General features: G+C 35.5%; 26 protein-coding genes and 1 pseudogene. 5 read left to right on the top strand and 22 right to left on the bottom strand.

Features of this window, described 5'->3' with window-relative positions; translation table 11 throughout:
- Positions 1-56 precede the first annotated feature (56 nt).
- The 3 genes from ACFVS1_RS15120 to ACFVS1_RS15130 are packed head-to-tail and all read right to left on the bottom strand — an operon-like array spanning position 57 to position 3,159.
- On the bottom strand, positions 57-905 hold the full coding sequence (locus ACFVS1_RS15120; RefSeq protein WP_387548510.1) for a carbohydrate ABC transporter permease: 849 nt from the start codon (positions 903-905) through the stop codon (positions 57-59).
- Positions 905-1,849: a carbohydrate ABC transporter permease gene (locus ACFVS1_RS15125; RefSeq protein ID WP_387548512.1), complete on the bottom strand. Its 945-nt coding sequence runs from the start codon at positions 1,847-1,849 to the stop codon at positions 905-907. The genes ACFVS1_RS15120 and ACFVS1_RS15125 overlap by 1 nt, the downstream gene beginning before the upstream one ends.
- Positions 1,850-1,860: 11 nt before the next feature.
- Positions 1,861-3,159, bottom strand: a complete 1,299-nt coding sequence (locus tag ACFVS1_RS15130) for an ABC transporter substrate-binding protein (protein WP_387548514.1) — start codon at positions 3,157-3,159, stop codon at positions 1,861-1,863.
- Between the two features lie 460 nt (positions 3,160-3,619).
- Here ACFVS1_RS15130 and ACFVS1_RS15135 point away from each other — a divergent pair, with 460 nt between their 5' ends.
- Complete coding sequence (locus ACFVS1_RS15135; protein ID WP_352921908.1) at positions 3,620-4,594, top strand: LacI family DNA-binding transcriptional regulator; 975 nt, start codon at positions 3,620-3,622, stop codon at positions 4,592-4,594.
- An 80-nt stretch (positions 4,595-4,674) separates the two neighbouring features.
- The gene (locus ACFVS1_RS15140; RefSeq protein ID WP_387549382.1) at positions 4,675-4,890 is read left to right on the top strand and encodes a CoA transferase; all 216 of its coding nucleotides are present in this window, start codon (positions 4,675-4,677) and stop codon (positions 4,888-4,890) included.
- Positions 4,891-5,144: 254 nt separating this feature from the next.
- On the opposite strand, the pseudogene ACFVS1_RS15145 reads toward ACFVS1_RS15140, so the two are convergent.
- The 6 genes and pseudogenes from ACFVS1_RS15145 to ACFVS1_RS15170 all read right to left on the bottom strand — a co-directional run.
- Positions 5,145-5,246: pseudogene (locus ACFVS1_RS15145) on the bottom strand (IS3 family transposase); the annotation flags it as partial.
- Positions 5,247-5,680: 434 nt separating this feature from the next.
- Positions 5,681-5,974, bottom strand: coding sequence for a Gfo/Idh/MocA family protein (locus ACFVS1_RS15150; protein ID WP_387548516.1), 294 nt, complete (start codon positions 5,972-5,974; stop codon positions 5,681-5,683).
- A gap of 36 nt (positions 5,975-6,010) precedes the next feature.
- The gene (locus tag ACFVS1_RS15155) at positions 6,011-6,277 is read right to left on the bottom strand and encodes a YesK family protein (RefSeq protein WP_387548518.1); all 267 of its coding nucleotides are present in this window, start codon (positions 6,275-6,277) and stop codon (positions 6,011-6,013) included.
- Positions 6,278-6,603: 326 nt separating this feature from the next.
- Entirely contained in the window at positions 6,604-6,750 is a 147-nt protein-coding gene (locus ACFVS1_RS15160) for a hypothetical protein (RefSeq protein ID WP_387548520.1), read from the bottom strand.
- 25 nt (positions 6,751-6,775) lie between these two features.
- Positions 6,776-6,985 (bottom strand): hypothetical protein, encoded by a 210-nt coding sequence (locus ACFVS1_RS15165; protein WP_387548522.1) that lies wholly within the window; start codon positions 6,983-6,985, stop codon positions 6,776-6,778.
- Positions 6,986-7,422: 437 nt separating this feature from the next.
- On the bottom strand, positions 7,423-8,907 hold the full coding sequence (locus tag ACFVS1_RS15170; RefSeq protein ID WP_387548524.1) for a PTS transporter subunit EIIC: 1,485 nt from the start codon (positions 8,905-8,907) through the stop codon (positions 7,423-7,425).
- A gap of 111 nt (positions 8,908-9,018) precedes the next feature.
- Between ACFVS1_RS15170 and ACFVS1_RS15175 the strand changes: the two genes are divergently transcribed.
- Positions 9,019-10,746, top strand: coding sequence for an amylo-alpha-1,6-glucosidase (locus ACFVS1_RS15175; RefSeq protein ID WP_387548526.1), 1,728 nt, complete (start codon positions 9,019-9,021; stop codon positions 10,744-10,746).
- A gap of 39 nt (positions 10,747-10,785) precedes the next feature.
- Here ACFVS1_RS15175 and ACFVS1_RS15180 read toward each other — a convergent pair whose 3' ends face one another.
- The 5 genes from ACFVS1_RS15180 to ACFVS1_RS15200 form a co-directional block, all read right to left on the bottom strand.
- Complete coding sequence (locus ACFVS1_RS15180; protein WP_387548528.1) at positions 10,786-11,505, bottom strand: UTRA domain-containing protein; 720 nt, start codon at positions 11,503-11,505, stop codon at positions 10,786-10,788.
- 466 nt (positions 11,506-11,971) lie between these two features.
- Complete coding sequence (locus ACFVS1_RS15185; protein ID WP_387548530.1) at positions 11,972-12,229, bottom strand: hypothetical protein; 258 nt, start codon at positions 12,227-12,229, stop codon at positions 11,972-11,974.
- Positions 12,230-12,285: 56 nt separating this feature from the next.
- Complete coding sequence (locus ACFVS1_RS15190; protein ID WP_387548532.1) at positions 12,286-12,462, bottom strand: YolD-like family protein; 177 nt, start codon at positions 12,460-12,462, stop codon at positions 12,286-12,288.
- Positions 12,441-12,629 carry a hypothetical protein gene (locus tag ACFVS1_RS15195; protein WP_387549436.1) on the bottom strand — a complete coding sequence of 63 codons (189 nt, stop codon included), beginning with the start codon at positions 12,627-12,629 and terminating at the stop codon, positions 12,441-12,443. The genes ACFVS1_RS15190 and ACFVS1_RS15195 overlap by 22 nt, the downstream gene beginning before the upstream one ends.
- A gap of 286 nt (positions 12,630-12,915) precedes the next feature.
- On the bottom strand, positions 12,916-13,650 hold the full coding sequence (locus tag ACFVS1_RS15200) for a polysaccharide deacetylase family protein (protein WP_387548534.1): 735 nt from the start codon (positions 13,648-13,650) through the stop codon (positions 12,916-12,918).
- 579 nt (positions 13,651-14,229) lie between these two features.
- On the opposite strand from ACFVS1_RS15200, the gene ACFVS1_RS15205 reads away from it, so the two are divergent.
- Positions 14,230-14,433: a hypothetical protein gene (locus tag ACFVS1_RS15205; RefSeq protein ID WP_352921918.1), complete on the top strand. Its 204-nt coding sequence runs from the start codon at positions 14,230-14,232 to the stop codon at positions 14,431-14,433.
- Positions 14,434-14,533: 100 nt separating this feature from the next.
- Here ACFVS1_RS15205 and ACFVS1_RS15210 read toward each other — a convergent pair whose 3' ends face one another.
- From ACFVS1_RS15210 to ACFVS1_RS15235, 6 genes are all read right to left on the bottom strand, one after another.
- Complete coding sequence (locus ACFVS1_RS15210; RefSeq protein WP_387548536.1) at positions 14,534-15,067, bottom strand: hypothetical protein; 534 nt, start codon at positions 15,065-15,067, stop codon at positions 14,534-14,536.
- 456 nt (positions 15,068-15,523) lie between these two features.
- Positions 15,524-17,524, bottom strand: coding sequence for an Ig-like domain-containing protein (locus ACFVS1_RS15215; RefSeq protein WP_387548538.1), 2,001 nt, complete (start codon positions 17,522-17,524; stop codon positions 15,524-15,526).
- 374 nt (positions 17,525-17,898) lie between these two features.
- The gene (locus ACFVS1_RS15220) at positions 17,899-18,078 is read right to left on the bottom strand and encodes a hypothetical protein (RefSeq protein ID WP_387548540.1); all 180 of its coding nucleotides are present in this window, start codon (positions 18,076-18,078) and stop codon (positions 17,899-17,901) included.
- A 171-nt stretch (positions 18,079-18,249) separates the two neighbouring features.
- Positions 18,250-18,465 carry a hypothetical protein gene (locus ACFVS1_RS15225; protein ID WP_387548542.1) on the bottom strand — a complete coding sequence of 72 codons (216 nt, stop codon included), beginning with the start codon at positions 18,463-18,465 and terminating at the stop codon, positions 18,250-18,252.
- A 135-nt stretch (positions 18,466-18,600) separates the two neighbouring features.
- The gene (locus ACFVS1_RS15230) at positions 18,601-19,017 is read right to left on the bottom strand and encodes a hypothetical protein (RefSeq protein WP_387548544.1); all 417 of its coding nucleotides are present in this window, start codon (positions 19,015-19,017) and stop codon (positions 18,601-18,603) included.
- 1,318 nt (positions 19,018-20,335) lie between these two features.
- Positions 20,336-20,926: a hypothetical protein gene (locus ACFVS1_RS15235; RefSeq protein WP_387548546.1), complete on the bottom strand. Its 591-nt coding sequence runs from the start codon at positions 20,924-20,926 to the stop codon at positions 20,336-20,338.
- 130 nt (positions 20,927-21,056) lie between these two features.
- Between ACFVS1_RS15235 and ACFVS1_RS15240 the strand changes: the two genes are divergently transcribed.
- Positions 21,057-21,245: a hypothetical protein gene (locus tag ACFVS1_RS15240; RefSeq protein WP_387548548.1), complete on the top strand. Its 189-nt coding sequence runs from the start codon at positions 21,057-21,059 to the stop codon at positions 21,243-21,245.
- Between the two features lie 872 nt (positions 21,246-22,117).
- Here ACFVS1_RS15240 and ACFVS1_RS15245 read toward each other — a convergent pair.
- Positions 22,118-22,885 carry a hypothetical protein gene (locus ACFVS1_RS15245; RefSeq protein ID WP_387548550.1) on the bottom strand — a complete coding sequence of 256 codons (768 nt, stop codon included), beginning with the start codon at positions 22,883-22,885 and terminating at the stop codon, positions 22,118-22,120.
- Positions 22,886-23,097: 212 nt separating this feature from the next.
- Entirely contained in the window at positions 23,098-23,220 is a 123-nt protein-coding gene (locus tag ACFVS1_RS15250) for a hypothetical protein (protein ID WP_387548552.1), read from the bottom strand.
- Between the last annotated feature and the right edge of the window lie 1,050 nt (positions 23,221-24,270).

The raw sequence follows: 24,270 nt of genomic DNA on the forward strand, positions 1-24,270 counted from the left end.
AAGAAATAGAAATGTGAATTTAAGTCCATACATGGTTGTTAATGATGTTACACTCTCTATTTAATGCCTGTACCTGAACCACCAATCCCCTCTAAAATATAACGTTGAGCCACAATATAGATAATTATCAATGGAACGGTGGATATCGTCAGTACAGCCATGACTTGGTTAGTATAAACCGGATCCGTACTATTAATTGCTGTAATCGCTACTTGGATCGGAAATTTCGACTTGTCTGTCAAGACCATCAGAGGCCAGATATAGTCATTCCAACTTCCGATAAATGCCAATGTCCCAACAGTGGCAACGGCTGGTTTAGACATCGGTAGCATGACCCGCCAGAATACTTGCCATGTATTTGCCCCATCCAATTTAGCCGATTCAATAATCTCTGTTGGAATAGCCATAAAAAAGTTCCGGAACAAATAGATATTAAATGCCCCTGCCAACGCTGGCAAAATAACCGCAAGACGTGTATCCACTAATCCAATTTTATGAATAATGGTAAATTGAGAGATTAAGATGGTTTCAAAAGGCACGATCAAAATAGCCAATAAAAGACCAAACAGCACTTTTTTTCCACTAAAATTAAGTTTAGCAAATGCATAGCCCGCCATCCCATTGATAATTATGGAACCAACTGCTACACACAAACCATAAAACAAACTGTTGCCGATATAACCTATTAAATGAAATCGTAACAGAACTTGCTTGTAGGATACAAACCAATCTGATGGATGAAATGATGGCAGGAAAGCCTTAATGTTGCTCATATCGTTATAAATTTCCGCTTCTGGTTTCATCGAGGATGCGACCATCCAAAACAGCGGAAAAATGAATAGCACTGCGAGCAAAACCAGGCAAATGTATTCTAAAATCGTTAGAGGCCCGAATTTCCGTCTCATCAGTCTTCATCCTCCTTCACCAGTTTACGTTGCGTAATCGTAACCAGTCCGATAATCGTTCCAAACAAGAGAGCAATTGAGCTGGCATAACCAACCATGCGGTCCGTAAAACCAGTTTGATAAATATAATAGACAACCGTCATGGTCGAATTCACTGGTCCGCCCTGCGTCATAACCATTGGTTGAACCAACAGCTTGAATGCGCCAATTAATGTGGTAATAAATATAAAAATTGAAGTTGGTTTCAACAAAGGTAACGTAATGTAAATAAATCGTTGCCATTTATTCATCCCGTCTAACTGTGCCGCCTCATAAACATCACCAGGGATATTCTGCAGTCCTGCTAGAAAAATCAGCATCTGAAAGCCAGCTCCTTGCCAAGCTGAAACCACAACAATTGTAAATATCGCCTGCTTAGGACTTGTCAAAAACGGTTGCGCTGAAATGCCGAAGTAAGTGAGTACGTTGTTAATCATCCCTTCATTTGGATTCAACAAATACAACCATAGAACAGAGATAACGACAAGTGACATGACAACTGGACTAAAGTAAGCTATTTTAAAAAACGTGTTTGCTTTACGTTGTTTATTTAACAGGAGGGCCAGCCCAATAGCTGCCCCTATCTGTAACGGAATCACCCAAACGACAAATACCAGTGTGTTCACCAAGCTTTTCAGAAAAATTGGGTCCTGGAATAGATTAATAAAATTGTCCAATCCGACAAATGTACGCATATCGGGTGTCAATAAATAATAATCCGTAAACGAATAATAGACTGACATAATAGACGGAATAACAAGGAAAATCGATAAAAGTAACAACGCCGGTCCCAAAAACATATATGCAATTACATTTTCTTTCCACCGAATTTCATTCTTGATTCTTCCCTCTGGTCTCAGAAATGTATAGACATTCCTATTTTCTTTCCATCCAATTTTACTCATAGTTCCTCCTTCTAATTGGCCTTATCGATAGCTGATTGCATTTCTTTCGCATGTGTTTCCAATACTTTTTGGATATCTTTATTTTGATCATAGAAGCTGATGTCATCGATTGTTTGTTGGAAAGCACGCGTGACTTGCGGATAAGCCGGTGTAACGGGACGTGCGTGTCCTGTTTCTTTCAATTGCTTCAGGAAGACATTCATTTGAACTGAAAACTCTTTTTCCATCACTTTTTCAGAAGAGTATCGGACTGGTAGTGCTGCAATTGTACGGCTCAGTTCCACATTCGAATCTTTGTTTGTCATCCAGTCAACTAATTTTGCAGCCCATTCTTTATTTTCGGATGTTTGTGTCATCGCAAATTGCCAACTACCTGAAGGTGAAACTAGTTTCTTTGTTTTTGGTGATACAGGATATGGCATAACGCCATAATCTACCTTTGGGTAGTTTGTTTTCATATCAGTTACTGTCCATACTCCACTAAACTTCATTGAATATTTTTCCGTTTCAAACGCTTGTTTAACTGGCGTTCGTGTCGTATAACCTTCTTTCAACATTGTTTGAATAAAAGTCATCGCTTCAACAGTAGGTTTTTTATTGAAGACACCATCTGCTTTCTTTCCATCTTTCGAGATGATATCCCCATCAGCTGACCAGACAAAAGGAGTTAGCGCATACGTCAACATTTCGTCTTTCGACTGTAATTGCATATCAATAGCTGGTTTGTCGTATTTTACTTTCAACGTTTTACAAAGAGCAAGGAATTGGTCCCATGTCCAGGGATTGTCAACTGTTGGTAGCGTATTCAAATCTACGCCCGCCTCTTGTAACATTCTTTTATTGTAGTAAATCCCCACAGATGATTCACTAACACCAATTGCATACAGCTTGTCTTTATAAGTTCCTTGTTGCTTAATACTTGGCAGTAAATCCTCTTGATCTTTTACATACTCATCCAATGGTGCAATGACACCAGATTTCGCATAAGCAGCTGTATTGGGTCCGTCCAAAGTAATAACATCCGGCAACGTGCTGGTTGTAAGGGCCGCGTTTACTTTGTCTTCATAACCACCGCCATTTCCGCTACGTGGAATAAATTCAATTTTAGCTTTGATATTGTCAGAAGAATACTTCTTATTGAAGGCTTCAACCCGTTTTTTATATACTTTTCCTTCTTCATTATCATCAGACATGTGTACCCACATCGTAATCGTCTTTTTACCATCACTATTTACGCTTTCGCTTTTGCTGCAGCCCACCGCAGCGAACATCAGTAATAAAGATATACTTACTACTAGCCATTTTTTCATACCTTTCACTTCCCCCTCATATGTCGTTCGTCTAATAAAAACTTATAAAAGCGCTTTCAACAGTAGTTTATGTCAACCGGTTACGTATGTCAACCGGTTGACAGTTATTTTTTGAAAAATCAGACATTAATTTTGTGTATTTGACTCTAACTCTTGCACATATTAGTACTTTTCACTAAAATAGGTGCGTGATCAGACTAATCTGAAATTATTTTATTATAGGGTTTTCCTAGTAGGTGACAGATTATGATATGCTATTAAACAGTTTATTATTGAATTTTTCATTTTTATCACCTTTGCTCTTTATACAATATTGATTCCAATGTTTAATATCTCTGTGAACCAACTGAGAAAAATTCAGTATTCAATCAATGGACAAAAATATGTAAACTTTATTCAAATGAGTAGTTAAAAAAGTTAAATAAAATGGATGTTTCTTAATAAGGTAGGAGGACATGAAATGAAGCCTAACATTCACGATGTGGCAAAAATAGCAGGTGTTTCATCAACAACAGTTTCCCGTGTATTAAATAACCGCGGTTACATAAGTGAAAAAACAAAAGAAAAGGTTTATAAAGCGATGGAAGAGATTAATTATTTTCCAAACGATTTAGCCCGTTCTCTATTTAATAAACGAACTAATTTAATAGGACTAATTATTCCAAATTCAAGTAACCCATTTTACGGTGAACTAGCCTTTCATATTGAAAGCATTTGCGCTTCATTAGGCTATAAATTGTTACTTTGTAACAGCTTAAACCGTATAGATAAAGAAGAAAAATATTTAGAAATGCTCATACGTAATCAGGTAGATGGAGTAGTCGTTGTGACATATAATCGAGGTATACTAAATTATGAGAAGCAGAATCTTTCTGTTGTAGCGATCGACCACTATTTATCGAAAAACATCCCTGTTGTTGGTTCTGACAATTATGGCGGAGGAAAACAAGCTACAGAATTATTATTAATGAAAGGTTGTCAGTATATTGTTCATATAAATGGACCAATTGAGCTTCAAACACCAGCAAACTTAAGACGAATAGCGTATGAGGATGTTATGAAAGAACAGAGTAGACTTCCAATTACATATGAAGTTTCACCTCGTCAAAGTCATCAAGAAGTAATCTCTAAGCTTTTTGATGAACATCCAGAAGTAGATGGAATCTTTGCAAGTGATGATTTAATCGCGGCATCTGTTATAGCTGAATCTAAAAAACGCGGAAAAGTTATACCAACGCAATTAAAGGTTGTCGGTTATGATGGAACAGAAGCCGTTCAAGTTTTACTGCCAGAATTGACAACCATACAACAACCAATTGATTTAATTGCCAAGACAGCAATTGATATTTTATTAAAAGAAATAAAAGGTGATTTTAACGATTTTCCGTTGGAGACATATCTGCCTGTTAAACTTTTAGAAGGTGGAACGACTTAAGTTCACTAATAATTGGAATCAGAATGGAACGATGAATAACCCGGTCGTCATTCGTTTCAAATCTTGAACCCTGCGGACCGATCCACTCCATCGATCAAGTAGTCAACCACCCCCATGTGAAGGCTAGGGAGATGATTCTGGAGGTCGAACATCCAAAAGTCAACAATTTAAAGATGCCAGGATTCCCCGTAAAATTGTCTGACACACCAGCAAGTTTGAGAAAATATCCTCTTCTGCTTGGGGAACATACGGATGAGATTCTAAATGAAACGGGGGTCCTCAACTGCACAGATTGAAGGGCTAAAATTAAGCGCGTAATCGGTAAATTCGATAAGAAGTCATACTGTTTGTTCTAAAATTTCGGTTCATCATTACAGTCTTCATAATTTTAGATGTTTCTTATTCTGAAAACCACAAATATTTATTTGGTTTCTAAACTACAAAGGCGATCTCTTTAGCTTTTTTAAGTGAAGTAAAAAAATATGGTTCTGGTATGAAAATATATTACTAGAAACTGAAATGAACCCAAAAAGTTAGACACTTTATTTAATTAGGCAACCTTGAGGGCATGAACCCGGTAATCTACTGGGCTCATGCCATTTAATTTCACTTTGATTCGTCGGTGATTATAATATTGGATATAATCTTCTAGGGGTACCATCAGGAAAATGCGGTTTTACAACGATAAGGAAATCCAATACTAAAAAGCCCAACTTCTCTGTGAATTATAGAGAAATTGGGCTTTTTCATTACTTCATTAAAGCGCCTTTTATTGAAGATCGTTTAGCAATGATTTTAATTAATTAGCAGTCATTGATAAAGCCATTATAAAAATTGGCGTTCACCGGTTTGAGCTGCTTTTTCCACTGTCTCCAGAAGCTGATGAAGCTTCACCGCATCCTCAAAAGTAGGCATTCTGGAGGTTCCTTCTTGTATATCTTTAGCAAACTTACTGTGCGCCTGAGCGACATTCAGAACAAACCCTGCATCGTTTTTTAGGGAATCCGGTACACAGTAATAAGCATCTGGGATTGATAATTCATGAAGCTCTTTATCAGTAGGTCCTGCACCCCTTAATTGGTGTGATCAAAATTGAATGGAAGCAGGTGCATTGAGTACGATTGTTCCCTTGTCTCCGAAAATTTCATGAGTAAGCCCCGTTTGATGCTTAACTCCCCCTTGTATATGAACGCTAGCTGTTGCGCCGTTGGTCAATTTCCCTGTAATCAGCATTTGATCATCTGTCGTTTTTTCCATGACTTTATGGATATCCAATAATTCGACTTCAGGGAATTGTTGCACTGTGACGGCTGAAAGTTCCTTAAACTCTCCAAGCATGTAGGTAAATGCAAAAAAGGCTGCCTCAGCAACCTCTGTCATTGAAGTAAGTAAAGTACCTGTTAGTTTAAGCTCTTTTTATCGTGCCTTTGATGGCTTTTTTGCCATAATGAACGATAAAATTGCAAAACAAATTAAAAAGACAGAGAGAATCCCATAAGCCGCCCCTTCAAACCCCCTTATGTTTACGTAACCAATGTAAAATAGAATAATAGCAGCTATAACTGTTAAGAATCCTGGTAGAATTCGCACAAATAGGGGAAGGTTTAATTTTTTAAACCACCACGTAACTAACAATATAATGACTCCAATCACAAAAGCTACAAGAAATGGTACAAAAATCATTATTTGCCTCACCACCTTTTTATGAATGAAATTTAATAAATGCTCTTTTAATTATTACTCTATATGTCTATTTAACTTTAGCATAACCACTGATGAATTGGGTGATGTTTCCATTTTCTTGTGGAACTATCCTGTCCCGTTAGTTGAACAAGTAAAAATACACACTAGAGTCATTTAATGCTTTCATAACACAAAACCACAATTACGCAATAATAAAATGTCACAATTAAAAAGTGTAAATAAAAAAAGACACTTTCCAAACTTCGGAAATTCCCTTTGATATTTAACGGCTACTAAAACAAAAAAAGAACCTCTAAAGAGATTCATTAAGGTATATCCACTAATTTATCCACTACATTTCCATTTTCATCAAAAAGGTAAAGATATGGAGGCCAAGTCATCCAATCTTCGGATGCAGGAATCAAAAAATATGCACAGATAAGGATTAACGATAACTTTGATAAAATTTTCATTTACACCCCCCTATTTAATTTTTTCCTATATTTTACTATATACTAAAAAAACTTCCGGCAGGGAGCTTTCTAATACCAAAACAAAAAAAATCCAATCTTTCAAAATCCACGTTTTCCTTCCATCTCTAAACCTTACTATGTAATATTGATCATTTCCGATACCAACGATTATTCCTACTGCGAAACTGTTCCACCTGTTCTTAGTCTTGCCAACATAAATTTTCATATTTAACATTTAAATTCCCCCTCTTACTTAATGGAAGTGGAGTATATTCTATTAAATTAAACTCCCCTTACTTATTCAGGTGGAATTTATTCTATTAGGGGTACCACTAGCAAAACGCGGATTTACAACGTTAAGAATATTCCAATATTAAAAATCCCAATCTCTCAGCGATCAAATGAGAAATTGGGATATAATTATTCAACAAGGGGTAGCGTCAGGAAAAATGCGGATTTACAACGTTAAGGAAATTTCAATATTAAAAAGCCTAATTTCTCAATTTAATGATAAGAAATTAGGCTTTTTTCATTGCTCCATTAAAGACCCTGTTTGCTGAGTAAAGGTTTTACATTCATTTCATGAGATTATCCATTACTTACTAATATTGAATCTTTTTATTAAAGGTAACTTTGTTGCACAATATGTAAGTGGTTTTTAATCATTTACCTTTAAACGTTTTTTGATAGCGTTTTTAATTCTAAAGATTTTTTACCCTTATCCTCTGTTTTTTTTTCAAGAGTTTTATCAGCCTTAAATAAATTACTTTTAAAGAACCCAAAAGTTAACGTAACGGTGATGATAAATGTTATGGCCATCCCAATGAAATAGACGCTCCATTGTTCCGGATAAACAGAAAGGAAAGATAGAACTCCTCCCACTCCGACAGAAGTAGCTTTCACACCTTGTGCTGCTAGATACGCACTTCCGAATGCACTTCCTACCATAACGGCAATGAAAGGATACCTGAATCGAAGATTGATCCCGTAAATCGCTGGTTCAGTAACCCCAAGCCATGCGGATAACGTTGCAGTAAGTGACACACCTCTTAATTTTTGATTTTGCTTCAGAATAAAGAACATAGTCAACGCAGCAGCGCCTTGAGCTAGTGTAACCGTTTCCCCTATCGGCCATAAAGTAACATAGCCAAGTGTACCGGCCATTTGCAAATTCACTCCTAAGAAGATGTGGTGCATTCCAGTAATGACAAGAGGACCGGAAATAAATCCATACACGCCTCCGGCAAACGCAGGGGATACTTCAAACAGATAAAGAATACCATCCGTAATCCAGTTTGAACCTGTCATCGTAATCGGCCCGATGACTCCGAATGTTAATAGGCCAGCGAAGACTAATGAAATCGGTGCCACAAATAACATTTGTAAATTATCTGGAATGAAGCTTTTCAAACGTTTCTCAGACCATGTTAAAACCCATGTCGCAAAAATAACAGGAAGAACCTGTCCTTGATAACCGATTTTGGCAATGTCCCATCCAAATAGACTCCAGTATTCCACTTCACTTGGATTTTCTGCATACGCATAAGCAGACATTAATGAAGGATGCACTAATAATAGACCTAACACGATTCCTAATAATGGATTCCCACCAAATTTCTTAGCAGCAGACCACGCGATGAGTACAGGAAGGAATGTAAATGCCGTATTGGCAATGACATTGATAAATTCTGCAAATCCTGTCCAGCCCGTATACACATCCAACAAGGATTTTTCGTCATAGAAAATACCAGAGTTTGCCAGAAGGTTATTTAATCCTAATAAAAGACCTGCAGCAACGATTGCCGGTAGGATCGGAATGAAGATGTCTGCCAAGACCCGGACACCTTTTTGAATGATGTTCCCTTTTTCACTAGTAATCTTCTTCATTTCATCTTTACTTACTTCTTCTGTACCGGTCTGATTTACAAACTCATTGTACACTTTCTCTACTAGCCCTGGACCAATAATGACTTGAAACTGGCCATTCACTGAGAAAGTCCCCTTCACCAGTTCATTTTCCTCTAACTCCTCTTTATTGATCAGGCTTTCATTTACTAATACCAGGCGTAGCCTTGTCACGCAGTGGGATGCATTAATGACGTTTTTTGACCCGCCGATATTATTTATGATGCTGGATACATGATCTTTAAAATCCATTTGATAACCTCCTCTACTTAAGCGTTTACATAATTTTTTTAACTTGTTTAAACAAGTTTATTTTAGTACAGTATAAATTGTCAAGAAAAATTGTAAAAAGGAGTGCTCACTTTGGATATACGAATCACACCTATGAGTCATTTTGGTTCTTACATGGCTCTCACTTACCAAGAAAGCCAGACCCCAGAGAAAAATGGGCTCTATATTAATTCAGTAAGAGGCAAATCAAAACAGCATCAAAATGCTCTTAAAATCATCCCAACAATAAATGGGACTCCAGTTGAGTACACCTATGAAGCCGATGAATTTAAGATTGTCCTGACATTTAATGGTGGGGAAATCTTTGTATGCTTTGAAGATGCTGAAAGAATCTTTGTAAAAGGCCGAGGGAAAAAAGTAGGTCTAACACTTGATTCCCAGCCAATCTTCAATTTCGAATATAACTATCTTTTGGGAAAAACCGGTGAAGACTACTGCATTGTCAATAGCTACAAGAATCTGACCAAATACATGATTTTTGCACCTCAAGGATCAGTCATGCTTCAACAAAACGTATTTATGGATACGACAGGCAGCACAAACAAAGCAAATAACCTGTCGAGTATCCAAATCACCTCAACGGATGAGTCAGATAAATTTTTATGTGTCATTGAAGACATTCCTACAAGTGGGGCAATTCCAGTAAAAAGGGAGTATAAATTTGAAGAAGCATTGGATAAGAGCACGAATCATTTTCTAGAATTCTTATCTAAACAGCCTGCTGTTCCCGAAAGGTATCAAAAAACCCTAAGGGAAGCTGCTTATCTGAATTGGACATGTATTGTGAATGAACAAGGGCTGTTGAAGAGAAAAGCCTTGTATATGTCGAATACAAATTTCCCAGGTGTTTGGAGTTGGGATAATGCCTTCAACGCATTAGCACTTGCTGGTGTTGATAATGAGCTCGCATGGGATCAAATTCAGTTATTATTCGATTATCAGGACGTAAACGGACAAATTCCAGGTTCCCTCAGCGATTCGACCATCCGTTGGAATTTCTCCAAGCCTCCCGTACAAGGGTTATTCGTGTTGAAAATGATGAAAAAAATGACATTGACTACTGAACAATTAAAGAGAATATATACTCAAATCAAGAGACATGTAGAATTTTATCTTCAGTACAAAGATTTCAATGGCGACGGGATTTGCGAGTACCATCACGGGAATGATTCCGGACAGGATAACAGCACGGTGTTCAGAGATGCAAACATCATCGACTCACCAGACTTAACAGCATTCTTGATTAAGTCGATGGATATGCTGGCTGTTGTGGCAGAAAAACTTGATAAAGTAGAAGATAAGAAATATTGGGAAGAACAATCCACAAAATACATGCAGAAATTTTGCGACTATTTCCTCATTGAGGACCTTCCATTTGCTCGCTTTACAAGAGACGGTAAAGTAATTGAGAGCCAAGGAATACTGCCTTTAATGTCAATTATCTTGGGAAACAAACTTCCTGAAGCTGCTAAAAAAAACATCCTCAATCTTCTAAAGAGCGAAAAGTATTTAACAAAGTGGGGGATTGCGTCGGAAGCCATCGACAGTCCTTATTATGAGGAGGACGCTTACTGGAGGGGACCAATATGGGCTCCTACCACTCTCTTGTTTATAGAGGCATTTGAAGAATGCGGCGAACAACAATTAGCAAATGAAGTAACCGAGAAGTTCCTAGAGCTTTGTAAACATGGAGGGTTTGCGGAAAACTTCCATGCTGAAACGGGGGAAGGATTGCGAGACCTTGCCCATACGTGGACGTCCAGCGTGTTTATCCATTTAGCATCAAAACTGGCAAATTAATTAAAAAAGTGTATGAGAACTTCATCTCATACACTTTTATTATTTTCGCTGTGTTTGATCAAAGAACACAAAGTTACCCGGAGTATGCCTTGATTGAGTATGTTCAAACATCACTCCATCCGCATTAAAAACATGACTGGTCACAACGACAACACTATTAAATCCATCTAATTTTAAATATTTCTCATCCATCTCAGTAGTTCTTTCTACCACCATTTTCCGCTTTGCAGTGACCGCCCGTTGGTTCAGCTCTCTATCTAAGTATTCATAAATGGAATCCTCTGCTACCTCATTCGTTAATCCTTTAGCAATATCTTTCCTAAAATAATTATAATCCATAATTACGGGATTACCTTCTAAATAACGGACACGCTTCAGGTGATACACTTCAACACCGATTGGAAACCTGGTATGCTCATTAATGCCTTCATCTACAACCAATTCCTCAAAGACGGTGACGTCTGTCCGATGTTTCTTATTGTTTCGAATAGCAAACTCCTTAAACGTTTCCGTCTCACCAAACATATATTCATTTCCCTTAAAATCTTGATAAATCACGCGGGCACCTTTCCCATGCTTGGTTTGTACATACCCTTCGTTTACAAGATTTCCGATTGCTCTTCGTAATGTGTTTCTTGAGCAGTCATACTCTATGATTAATGTATTCTCTGAAGGAAGGAGTTGTTGATACTGATAATCATTCTGTTCAATTTTCTTTTTTAAATCTTCATATATTTCTACGTACTTTGTTCTTGGCATGACAACCTCCTATGCCCTATTTGTATGTAGTAAGTTTGGAGTACACATAATATCTCCCCACTTTCCTTTTTTAAGTATATCATTAAAACTTTATACATTACTTTTCTTAAGTTAATGATGCCTGTTTATTCAATAAACCTTATTTAATTAATTGGCCCTGATCTACAGTATCAGCTCAAAAAAGTTGAAAGCTCCATTGGTATGGGAGCATATCAACTTTCTTGGAGAGTATCGTTTTGACCCAAAAGGAGTTACTACCATAGAGTCAAAATAAAATTTAGAGATCTCTTTAGAGGTTCTTTTTTTGTTCATAATTAAAAATTTTATAGGCTAGACCCTAGAAACGTTTTAGTTTAATAGGGGTACCACCAGCAAAACCCGGATTTACTACGTTAAGGGAGTTCGGATACAATAATAGCCGGTTTTCACCACGATAAAGTGTAACCGGCTGATAGCTATCATTGGTTTAACTGTCGTAAATTATAGGGCGTACCTTTCTTACTAAATCTGTAATGTCATTTTCTCCGTTGTAAACAACACTAACAATTTGAAAGTCGCCTGGATAGCGAACAGATCTTTTTATCTTTTGTATCCACTCATAAGCTGATACAGCAGCTGCCCATTTCGGTTCTTTTCTAAAGTCAGTTGTAATTACTGAACAACTGCCAGACTGTAAGAACTTAGCACCATTCGCAAACAATTGAACCTCAATCTGAATTTCCATTTGTATACTCCTTAATCTCTGTGCCTTTTCCTTCCTGAATTTAAAAAGGACTTTATTTAATCCTCAACGATCACACTAATAATTTCATTAAATTTAATTTTCTCGAAGGAACTATCTTTCTTCTGAATACTTAACTCTTTCGTGACAGGATCAATATACACACAGTATCCATGCAGTTCAATTGGATTTCCCTCGTTATGCAATCTAAAGCTTATCGGTAAATGATATTCCATTGCATAATGAATGTTGTTTTCAAATTCTTCAACCTGGTATTCATCAAGGACAGGTTTTTTATTTTAGAAATAATCGTTCTTATCCTTTTTTTATTTAATGCTTTATGTTCTGGTAGAATCAATGCTGCTTGCCATTTAATGATTCCTCTATCACGAATTGTACCCATTAGAAAGATCTCTCCTTTTTATTTATTATATACGAACTAATATTCCTATAAAAGACAGAAAAAAATACCTATTCCAGAGAAGGTCTTTTACTTTTAGTGATCCTTAATGAACTAACGCACCCTTTTGAGAAACATTCAAAATACCTCTAAATTAGGCTTTATAATGCCTCATAAGATGCTTATCGTTGTTAAGTACGCATTTTCCTGACTCTCCCCTATAAGCACTATTAAGTATTTCTCCCTCGGTTCTAAAAGAAAAAGCGATTACCTGGTATAGGTACCGCCTTCATTCGCTCTCAACTATCTTCGCAAAGTCATCAAGAGTAGTTGAATACTTGATATAAATTCTTGGTAAAAGATAAAGTTCGTCTTTAATGCCCTTCTCAGAAAATTGTTCAGGAGTTGTCGTAAGTCCATACAAATAATATTTCTTCGTTTCTGCTACGACTATGTCATTAAATTTTCCGTATGGATACGCAAGAGCATTAACTGGTTTGCCTGTTATTTTTTGAATGTTATCTTTGGACCCTTTCAGTTCATATTCATAATTTTCTATTTTCGTCAAATCAGGATGTGTAGCAGTATGAGACTGGATCGAGATTATACCCGAATCAGCCATCATTTTTAAATCCGATTTCGATAATCTGTTTGAGCGACCGATAAAGTCAGAAATAACAAAAATGGTGCCACTTGGTTTAAAACGTTCGTTTTTAAGTTTTTGAAAGATAGCAAAGGCATTCAGATTGTTTTTGTATCCGTCATCAAAGGTAATGAAAATGGGTTTGTTTTCTTTATAAATGTCATGCCACCGATCAAAAGTTAATAATGTGTAGCCATGGTCTTTTAAATAAATCATTTGTTTCTCGAAATTCTTCGGGGTTACATATAGCTCCTTAGAACCCTGCCCAGTAAACTCGTCAATCGAATGATAAATTAAAATAGGTACTTTTCGTTGAGCAAAAACTTGTGATGGAAGTATTAAGATAAGAAGACATAGGAAAAACATAGTAACCTTTTTCATAAAACCCCTCGCTTTGTATCCTTTTTATTCTTTTCAATTTATTGTGCCTCAAAAGTATAGTTCTATTATGATTTCTCCCATAGACTTGGCTTAAAGGAAATGATGATTTTATCAAGGGCAACATTATTAGTCGGTGTTCTACTCACCTAATCATCATTTATGATTAAGCTTTTCTTATATGAATGAACAACAATTAACTCAGGGTGTGACAGCCATTTGTAACCTCCTTCAATCTGCAATTGAGTTAAAAATAAAACAGAATAGCTTGCCACATTTTTGAATAAAGACTGTGGAGCTAAAAAATAAAACCCCATTTAGTAAAATGGGGTTCGGTATTTCTCATCAAATATTACTGTGTTTATTCAACTAACCTGCCCCGATAGTTGCATTAGAAAAAGCTGCCTTAAAGACAGCTCTGATCTTCAGCTAACTCACCCGTTAGTTGAACAAGACTTCTCTTTTTTACACATTATTTTCGAATGGTGTCGATTTATTTTTCGACATATTCTTTTCTTGAAAGGAATTAACACTTAGAAAAGCGAATATAGGTATTTAAGTTTATTAGAAGGGGTGATTCAAGTGAGTATTAACATGGCTGAACACAGACTTGTCAAAGAAATAGCGATTTCAATCATCTCTACCCGTTTAGAAAAAAGCTTGGATGAAATAGAAAATTTATTTGGTGTTATTCTCGATACTGAACCGGCAGATGTACTGGCTACAAAAGCTAAACAGTTAGCCACTGCTACAACTGTAGAACAATGCATTGATATTTTTATATAGAAGATTGAAACATAAAAGGCATAACAAAAAAAGGTACTCACTATTGTTGTGAGTACCTTTTTGCCTAAAATTTTTGCTTCAAAAAATGAACATGAAACGATTATTTCACTTCCATAATCCATTTTGCTTTGCTACCCGTAATATAATCTGTGTAGAAGATTTCATAAGGTGCATTACCGGTTACTTCGAAAGCAGCAGGTCCGTTAACGTGCTTACCAGCTTGAACACTCTCGGTTAATGTATCGAGAGCATATACCTCCATCTTTTCACCTTTGCTGTCATACACTTCAAAATCTCCCGCGCTTACTACTTGTTCTTCTTTTGTCCCATTTTGGTATTCAATATCAAATCCCAATACTTCTTTGGGCTGTGTTTCTTCAAATTCGTTTCTTTCCTTTGTATAATGTGCATTTGTTAATGTAATGATATGACCTTCTACATTTACCTTTTCACATAGTTTAAAGGTTCCAAGCTCTTTAGGTTTTTGTTCGGAATCCTCACCATCTTCTTCGAATTCAATTGGCTTCTTGTTTTCCGCAACAACTGTATTGCTCAAATCAACGGTACGGATAGTTGGTTCTTTTTTATCATCATAGAGCTCAGAGTTTCCCCCTGTATGGTGTCTCTTTAGCACGGTTTATTATCTCTTGTAACAACATATTAATCCATAGTTGTTTTTACAAATGAAAACAGGAAAGGTAAATAAAAGTGGGAAGTACAGATTTCAAGAATCATATAGTAGATTGTTTGGTGGATGTAATTTAATGTAAACGTATACATTGTAAAGAAAACGATATTTGGTTAAGAAATTGAAAAGAAAATCGATGGCGATATGATTTTTTCACAACCTATGGGACCCGCTTTTTAGGCAAAGGAAATAATAAAAATTAGTCGTCTACCAAATGGAGGATTAGACGTCGTTCTCTATCAGAAGAATGATTAGAATTGTAAGCAGCAGCTTCTTTTTGTGTTAAAAGTGAAGCAGTTCTATTTAGGCTAGTGTACCAACATTATTGTTTAATAGAATATACAAAAAAGAAACGGTAATACTCAGAGAAGTATTACCGATGTTGATAGTATCTTTGATTAATTAGCTTACCTTCATTGTTTTACTTTTACTCTTGTTACCTGATTTATCTTGAGCGTATACCTTTATAATAGATCCCTTCTTTTGTGCCTTGATTTTCACTTTATAATTTCCCCGGCTATCTACTACACCTTGCCCAATTTTCTTACTTCCGTTATACATTAAAATCGATGCACTCTTTTCACTCTTACCGGTAACCGTTACGGTCTTGCTCGTTATTTTATTAACCGTTGGGACAGGTGGGGCTGTTTTATCGATTACCTTAACGATTCTGTTGGAGCTTTTATTCCCTGAAGCATCTTTGGCATAAACGGCAATGGATGTTCCGGCTTTTTGCTTCGAAATCTTAAAAGTATACGAACCGCTTTTAGATGTGGCTTCTCCTATTTTATTGCTTCCCACCATCGCATATACTTTTGCATTCGTTTCCGCTTTACCCGAAATAGTCGTCGCATTATCATAAACTGGACTAACACTTGGGGTAGTTGGAGCTGTTTTATCGATTACTTTAACTGACTTACTTGCACTCTTATTTCCTGCTACATCAACCGCATAAACAAGTATGGATGTACCGGCTTTCTGTTTTGCAACCTTCATGGAATAAGCACTGTTTTTCGCTGTTGCTTCCCCGATTTTATTTCTTCCCGCCATCGCATATACTTTTGCATTCGTTTCCGCTTTTCCTGTAATAACCGTAGCATGATCATAGACGGCATTCACGGTCGGTGTGGATGGAGCTGTAACATCTTTAACCGTCATCTCCTTTGCTGCACTTGTGTTTCCAGCATCGTCTGTTGCTGTCACGGTTACTTTTGTTCCGGCTTTTTGTTTGGATATTCGGACGGTGAATTTACCATCGGCACTTGTTGTAGTATGCCCTATTACTGGTGTACCGGCTTTAACCATAAGGATGGAACCAGGTTCGCTTTCCCCTATTATATTCGTCGTTTTATCTGTTACTTCATTCACTTTTGGTAATGCAGGAGCTGCGTTATCTACAGGTGGTGTCCAAGACGAATCTCTCTTTTTAATATAAGCAGAGGAAATATAACCAGTTGATTTCCCATCTTTCGTTTTAACATGAAACCAGACAAACTGATTTGCATTTGCTGTTTCCTCTGTTTTTAAGGTATATGCCAATTCTCCTGTGATTTCCAATAAAGTATTTTTTGGAGCTATATAATTTATCTCACTGGAAGCAGCAGGCTTTGCTCTTAAATACCGATTCCCTCCTGTTACGACTACATCTTGCCCGTTTTTTACAAAGTAGACAGAAGTATGCAATGGGTCCACTAGTGTAAAGGTTTTCTGTAAAAAATTAATATTGTTGGTTTTAGGGTCGTATGAGAAGTGCTCTTTCTTAAATGGAAATTGTGCTAATTGAGTATCTTTTAAGAAACTGTCATTTTCAATAGAAGAAAAGACTATTTCTTGATAAGCTTTTGTATTTTTCGTCCCATCGCTTTGGTATACAGGACCGTTAATAGATACTGTTCCATTGTATGCCATGATAGGGAAATACCAATTTTCTATTTCCTGTCTCCCCGCACCTTGTATTTTTGGAAGAGTATTGTTATCGAGATAATCGTACTTTTCGTTGAGGATTTTGACGCCCTCCTCGATATTGAAAGTAATATCGTATGATAATTTCTCTACATATTTTAATTTCTCTTCCTTGCTGTAGTCCTCTGGTATATCTGTAACCTGCATGATACCGATTCCATCATCAAAGGAAATTTTAGGTTTGCCCGGCGCTATGAATTGCACCCAATCACTTTCTTTCCAAGCCACAGCCTTTACTACTTCAGGAGGGATTTCTGCATCCAAAGCTGCATTCGTCAGTAAACAGTTAATATGCTGAAAAGAGGGATTTTCATTTTCCTTAATTACACCAAACAACGGTAAACATTTGGAGGACCATTCTGACGCGGCGGAGGTTTCATCATAAACCAAACCGAGTAATAAACACGTTAATAATCCCGCCCTTAAAAAGATAGATTTCATTATTCCATTCTCCAATTCTACTTAGTTATTAATCCATCTACATTTTACCATAATTAGTTTTTATTAATAGATTCTCCAATGTTATTTAAATAATAGAATGAAGACTTGAAACGAAAGACACAACAACCAGGGTTGCATTAATAGAATTCTAGTTAAAACCGAACAAAAAAGAGTTAATACTCATACAAGTATTAACTCTCGAATGTAAAGCCTATTAATTGTTGGTCCTACACTATCCAAATATTAAACCCAACTCACTTTTACCTTTTTACTCGTACTCTTGTTGCCTGATTTGTCTTGACAAACCCTTCTTTTGTGCCTTGATTTTCACTTTATAGTTTCCTCTACAATCCACTAATCCTTGTCCTATCTTCTTACTTCCATTGTAAATATAAAGATGCGCCATTTTTACTCTTACCCGTTACTGTTACTGTTACTGTTACTGTCTTATTTGTTATTTTATTGACTGTTGGAACTGATCGTGCTGTTTTATCGATAACTTTGACTGATTTGCTTCCCCTTTTATTTCCTGCTGGATCAACCACATAACCCACAATGGATGTGCCTGCTTTTTGTATAGCAATGTTAATGGAATAAACGTTGTTTTTTGCTGTTGCTTCCCCGGTTTTCTTGTATTTATGGGGTAAATAGGCAGTAGATTGCTGCCTATTTTTATTGATTCGGGCTTCAAGTAAGAGAGGTTACAAGTGACTTCAATAAATTCTCTACCTACTTAATAGGACTTTTTCACGAGAACAGGTCAGGTATTTTCGGGAAACATCATTAAAATATCCTACATCAATAATTGATGCATTTTCTCCTTTATCCGGGCATTGAATATGCTTAAGCTGAAGTGATTCATTGATTATTACCAAGTCTATTGCACCCAATTCTTTTTTGCACCAAGAACATTTTACAGGTAGTAAGTTTTCTTTTCCCATTAAAGAAGCCCCCTTTTTGATAAATAGGTATTCTCTATGTCTAGTTGCTAATCCTACCTGTTCACATAACTGTCAAAAATCCCTTTTTTCATTACATAGTCAGATGGTGTCTACATCGCTTGTTTAGCTAACCTATTAATTTATTAGCATTTTATCTAATTCACGAACTTTATCATATGACTCCAATAGTTGTTCAGGTATTAATGTTCTCCCATAATCCCAAGCATTAGTTTCTATTTCGGATTTTAGCTTTTCTATTTCTTCTTCGTGACCATACATTAAAATCCTTAAATCATGTTTGTTTTTCTTAAAATCCAAATAATAACCAATCATACGATAAAGAATAATTTTAACAAAGTCTTCCTCTGTCTCTTTAATTCTAATTTTCCCTTTATACCCGTTAACTTGAAGGTAATTGAATTTTATAGTATTGGTCGATACGTTATAACTCATAGGTGCACTTAGATTATTGTCAAATTCATAAATAATATCCAAATTGTGCTCATTTAATGTGTTATTAATTATCTTTTGGATATCGCTTATATAAAGCATTTAACTATCACTTCCCTTTTAAAGACTGACTTCATTATAGTAGTAGATTAAGTTATTCTTCCTTTATCAATATCATAAACTGTTGCGATCTTAAAATCACACATTTAAAAATGAAGGAAATATTTACTATATTGATGGTAAATCAGACGAGAAGTGTGATTAATCCCCTAATAGAACCCTAATAGGAAAGGAATTTACTTTTCATTACTCTTCCATACTTTCCTCCTTCTATTTTATTCCACTTTATAACTTTCTATCATTGGTGATAATTCTTCTTCTTGATTTTGTTCCCATCATTTCAAGTGAAGGCATTGTATTATACTTTTCAGGCCAAGAAACGTAATGAAGTGCAACATTATGCGCAATATCAAAGTAGGGGGACAGGTTCGTTGTAACCACTCTCTCTGTGAGCTGAAAATTCATCTCTGAAGTCTTTTATCGTTTGCCGATATTTTGCTCTTCATGCGTCATGTTCAGAGCTCCCAAGAAGTATTCCCGTGCAGAATATGATTATGTACCTTTTATAGTAAAGCCAAAAATACGGTCTTATTTTTACCCTCCATCGTGAGCTGAATAAGCAAAAAGCTTTACCCACGGTTCCTTGAAATATTAATTATTACAAATAAATTGTCCTGTAATGCGTTTTAATCCTTCTCTATCCGCCACCAATTGAGTAAATCATACATAATGAACTATATCTTTAAAAACAAAAAAAAGGCCCAAATCCTTGTTATATCAAGGATTTAAGCCTTTGTTAGTTGATGACCTGTGAGGGATTTGAACCCACGACCCCTTCCCTGTCAATTTTGTTTCATATAATCAAACTGGCTTAACTGCTTTAAATAAGTGTAAAGAAGGGTGATTTCTCAAGGTTTTTTAATGTCTTTATATCAGCTCAGTAAAATAAATAAAGCTCAATGAAATAATTATGTTAGCAAATGTGTGAGCATTTTGGTTAGCAAGTGGTCTATTATAATTAGCTTATACATTACCTACTTTTTTAAGTTGGATTCATTTTTTAATAACCGGTCAGATAGGATATTAAACACTTTATGTTTTTACTACGCTTTTAATGAGCACACATTCAATTTGTGTGGACTGTAATTGACAACACAATAGATGTTGGTGGGTTTATCAACACACATATTTTAATACACAGTCCACAAAATTATTGTTGCGTAATTGACCAGGTAGAGACTCTTAATATTTCATTATTGTCTCCCAAAGAATTACATCCTTAAAACCTTTTTGCCTTTCCACTTTTCAACGCAAACGCAGGATTGAAACTAAAATAAGTAAAATAGACTATCCATCCATATTAATTTTTGGGTCTTAATTGTAGTTTTCTATATACTTCTAAGCACTCGTACAAGTATAATTCTTCATCATTGCTCACGGTTAGAGTGGATTCATTGCTGACTTGACTTTTTTCTATATCTACTGGAAGAAACATTTTTATAATTTCATCTTGAGTCATTTCATCGTAGACGCTTCTCATACTTTCATAATTTATAAATTGCAAAACACCCTCTCTATTCCCCTCGATTGAGTCATCAATGTGTTTCATATACTCGTAAAACTCTTCTCTGTAGATATCTACAATAGTGCTTATTAAGCCAAACAGTAAATTTGAAAAAACATTAATAAAACTTTCTTCACCCTTTGTTTCATTCTCTCTAAAAGATTCTACCAGGGGAGTAAGAATTAATCTAACAGGATCACCCCCAATTATCTCTGCTAGTGCAACACTAACCTCTGGTGAGGGAGGATCAGTTTTTCCATTTTGAAGATTACTTAGGTAGGATTTGTTTTTATTAAACCCTTTTTTGCGTAATTCTGTTTCTATCTCACTTAGACTTAGGTTAGATTGTTGTATGTATTCTTTAAGAATTTCAGAGTATTTACCCACTACGTTCGCCCTCTTTATAATATTTTATAACAATTGTTATTGTTTTTTATAACGAAAATTATTATAATTAATTGTAACAAACGTTGTTTATTTTTACAACACAACATAAGATGAATAGGAGGAATAAAAAATGAAAGGTTCATTTATTAACCCTGAGACAGGTAAAAGAGTTTCTGGGGGTGCTGCTCAGTTAATGATTATCAAGCATAACGGAGGGTGGGAGAAGCATCATCAGAAATATACAGAGAAAGTGACAGAGATTATTTTGAAAGATTTTGAAAATGATTTCAGGAGATCTGGAATACGAAGAGTTAAATAAATTAGAGTAAAAAATTATGTTTTTGATTAAAGTACAAATTATTAGTACAATTATCGATTAGAAACATAGGGCGGTTCTTGCGTATCATTCAAGAATCGAATCATTTCAATAAGTAACTTCTCTATACTAAAAAGCCTTATCCGCCAAGGATAAGGCTTTCATATTTTTATACACCTACAATTTTCTCAAAGCCTCATAGTGTGTGGAATGTAATTGACAACACAATGGATGTTGGTGGGTTTATCAACATTCTTAAGACCTTTTCTCTCAAAAGACACACTCACTAACACAACAATATAGTTTAAATACAATTCTTCACACTAAATAATTTTAAATTATATTGCTTGAATAAGTTCTTGCGTTTGTTGAACAAAATATCTTAATTCACCTTCACTAAATATATCTGATTCATATGGAGAATCACTATGATGAAAACGCTTTGAATAATCATTGACATCTTCGAGAGATTTCAAATTATTTTTTAGCCTATAAAATGCGGAACCTTCACCGGCATCTCTTATATATTCTATGAAGTTGCCTAACCAATCAGTAGATTTAATTTGATTATAAAACTTAATGCGGAATAGTCCTTCTAGAGTTGGTCTAATACAGCGAGCTATTTGAAAACGTGAAGTTTATTTCAATACTCACAGTGACATTTGGTTAAAGCAAAAAAGAGCGTTAACCCTTCGTGGATTAACGCTAACTTTAGCTTAAAAGCTCTCCTCACTTACTGAAACTAACTCTAAAGTCAAACCATTTGCTTTGTTGCATTACAAGTCTTGTTTCCTCTTGATAATACCAATCCTCTAATGGAGCATCATCTGGAACAAATGGGAGTTGGCCCAACATTTCGATTACTAGTAACAAAACTAGTTTTGAATATTCATTAAATCATTCCAAGTACCGATGCTTCGATCTTTAAACGAATGAATTGCATTTCGATAATCTCTAATCTTTTGAAGTTCCTTTTTCTCATAAATACTCCCGTTATAAATTACCTCTTCAGAAAAGTAAAAATCAATTAAATTTGAAAGTGTAATATCGGCTAATTTGGGCATTACAGCCTTTTCTTGTATAAGTTGTTGTACTTTCTCCAAAAAGCGTTTTCTCCTTTTCCCATTTAAACCACCATCGTCAGAAACTTGATTACTAGTGACTACTTGCTTCAGTTTATCATTAAATACAACTAGTGATTCTTCTAGTTGCCTTATCGTTTTTTCATCCCATTTGCCCCAATTACTTTTTAAAAAGTCTTCGTGATAGAATGCTAAAAACATTTGTAGCGTACTTTCCAATAAGGAACCTAAAGAAGACCAGCTTTGTATTAATAATCCCTGTTCAACAGAATTAATTTCTTCTTTAGGATTTTCAAATTGTTCACCGACAGGAACATACCTGCGAAAATTTTCAATTGGAAAAGAAAGTGAAAGGGCTAATCCCTTATAACGTCTAAAAGTCTCATCTGTTAAATAATCTACATTACTTAGTCCTTTATACTGCTTAAGCATCTCAATTATTTTTGCCATATGAATACAGTATTGACCTAACCATTTTATTGTCTCATTAAGTTCCATTTTTGAAAAATCAGCTTTTTGTTCTTTTAATAAAACTGTTTTAATTTTTTCTCTTGAATCCATCTTAAGACCTCCAGGATTTTAACGTTATATCGTATTTCGTCCAACCTTACACTAAATGTGATCACAGAAGAGTTACCATATTTTGTTTAAAGTACTAATGTCCTTTTACTCCACTATTCTGCCATACTATCTTTAATAGCAGAAAGAACTGAAACTCTTACAACCGTCAGTTCAATAAGAAAAGCTGACACATTGGCAACTCGATTTCAATATCAGTAATCGGCGATTCCTTGCATAGCCATTCTGGCAACCCACATCTTTTCAGCAATTTTTTCAGGATGATCGTCATATTCCATTAGGGATCCGTAAATTTCTTTGATTACTTTTACATTCAATCTTGTTTTCTCATTAATTCCATTAGTAGAATTCCTTTGCAATGTCATATAAATTAATATTTTGGCCATCATTAGCTGTCAATGACAACAAGTTTATTACATTTCCATAATCTTCATCATATAAATCATAATCAAAACCTGGCTCCCTGTCTATTAATCAATGAGTAAATTTTATTTTTGAGTCCCTAAACTCGCCATAATTATATTATTGATCCATTGATGAAATTGTTTAACTCCTTTACGTATAATTCCTGATCTTCTGTCATCTTTATCCTCCTACTTTATTAGCTGAATAACCCACAAAATTACCTTAATCCTTAACTGCTTACTGTTTACAGTTTTCTTTGTAACATCAAGCGTTTTTGTAACATTCTCAATATCCAAGAGGATTTCACTGACCTCTACCCAGCAAATTGGGTAATTTCTACAATCTTCTTAACAAAAAGAGTCTCCCCAACTGGAAAGACTTCTTGTGATATATATTCAACAAATGACGGAATTCTTAAACCCTACTTTAAATTTCATAACTCCAGCAGGCTTGATTAGGCCGTTCTCCTCAATACCTAATAAAAGCCCACCCCTTGGAGGACTACTCCCTCTAATCTATGCTGCTGGATTAAATCAAAATATGCTTTACCGTTGCCTTGGATCCACTGAGCTTTCACAATATAATAATCATCTACCAAGAAAGAAGCCAATAATTCCTTACGCTCCAACATTGGAAGATGCACAACCTTCTTTCCTGCATAATAAATAACACCAAATACGCAGAATTGCACCTAATGCATCGATTTCTTAGAATGAAATCTTTCCATCATAGCCTCAAAATCCTGCTTTCCGTCCTGGTCGGAGACAATTAACTCACCGTCAAGAATAGTACCGTCAGAAATGTCTATAGCACAGTTCCGGAAACATTGCAGTTACCTCATTATTACCGTATATCTTTATTTGATCATTAAATTTAGACAGGATAAGCCGAATACCATTCAATTTCAATTTCGTAATAAATTCATTATCATAAAAAGGCTGCTCAGATTTATGCATTGGAGT

Source organism: Peribacillus sp. NPDC058075 (genome assembly GCF_042885195.1).
In the GTDB taxonomy this organism is placed as follows: Bacteria; Bacillota; Bacilli; order Bacillales; family DSM-1321; genus Peribacillus.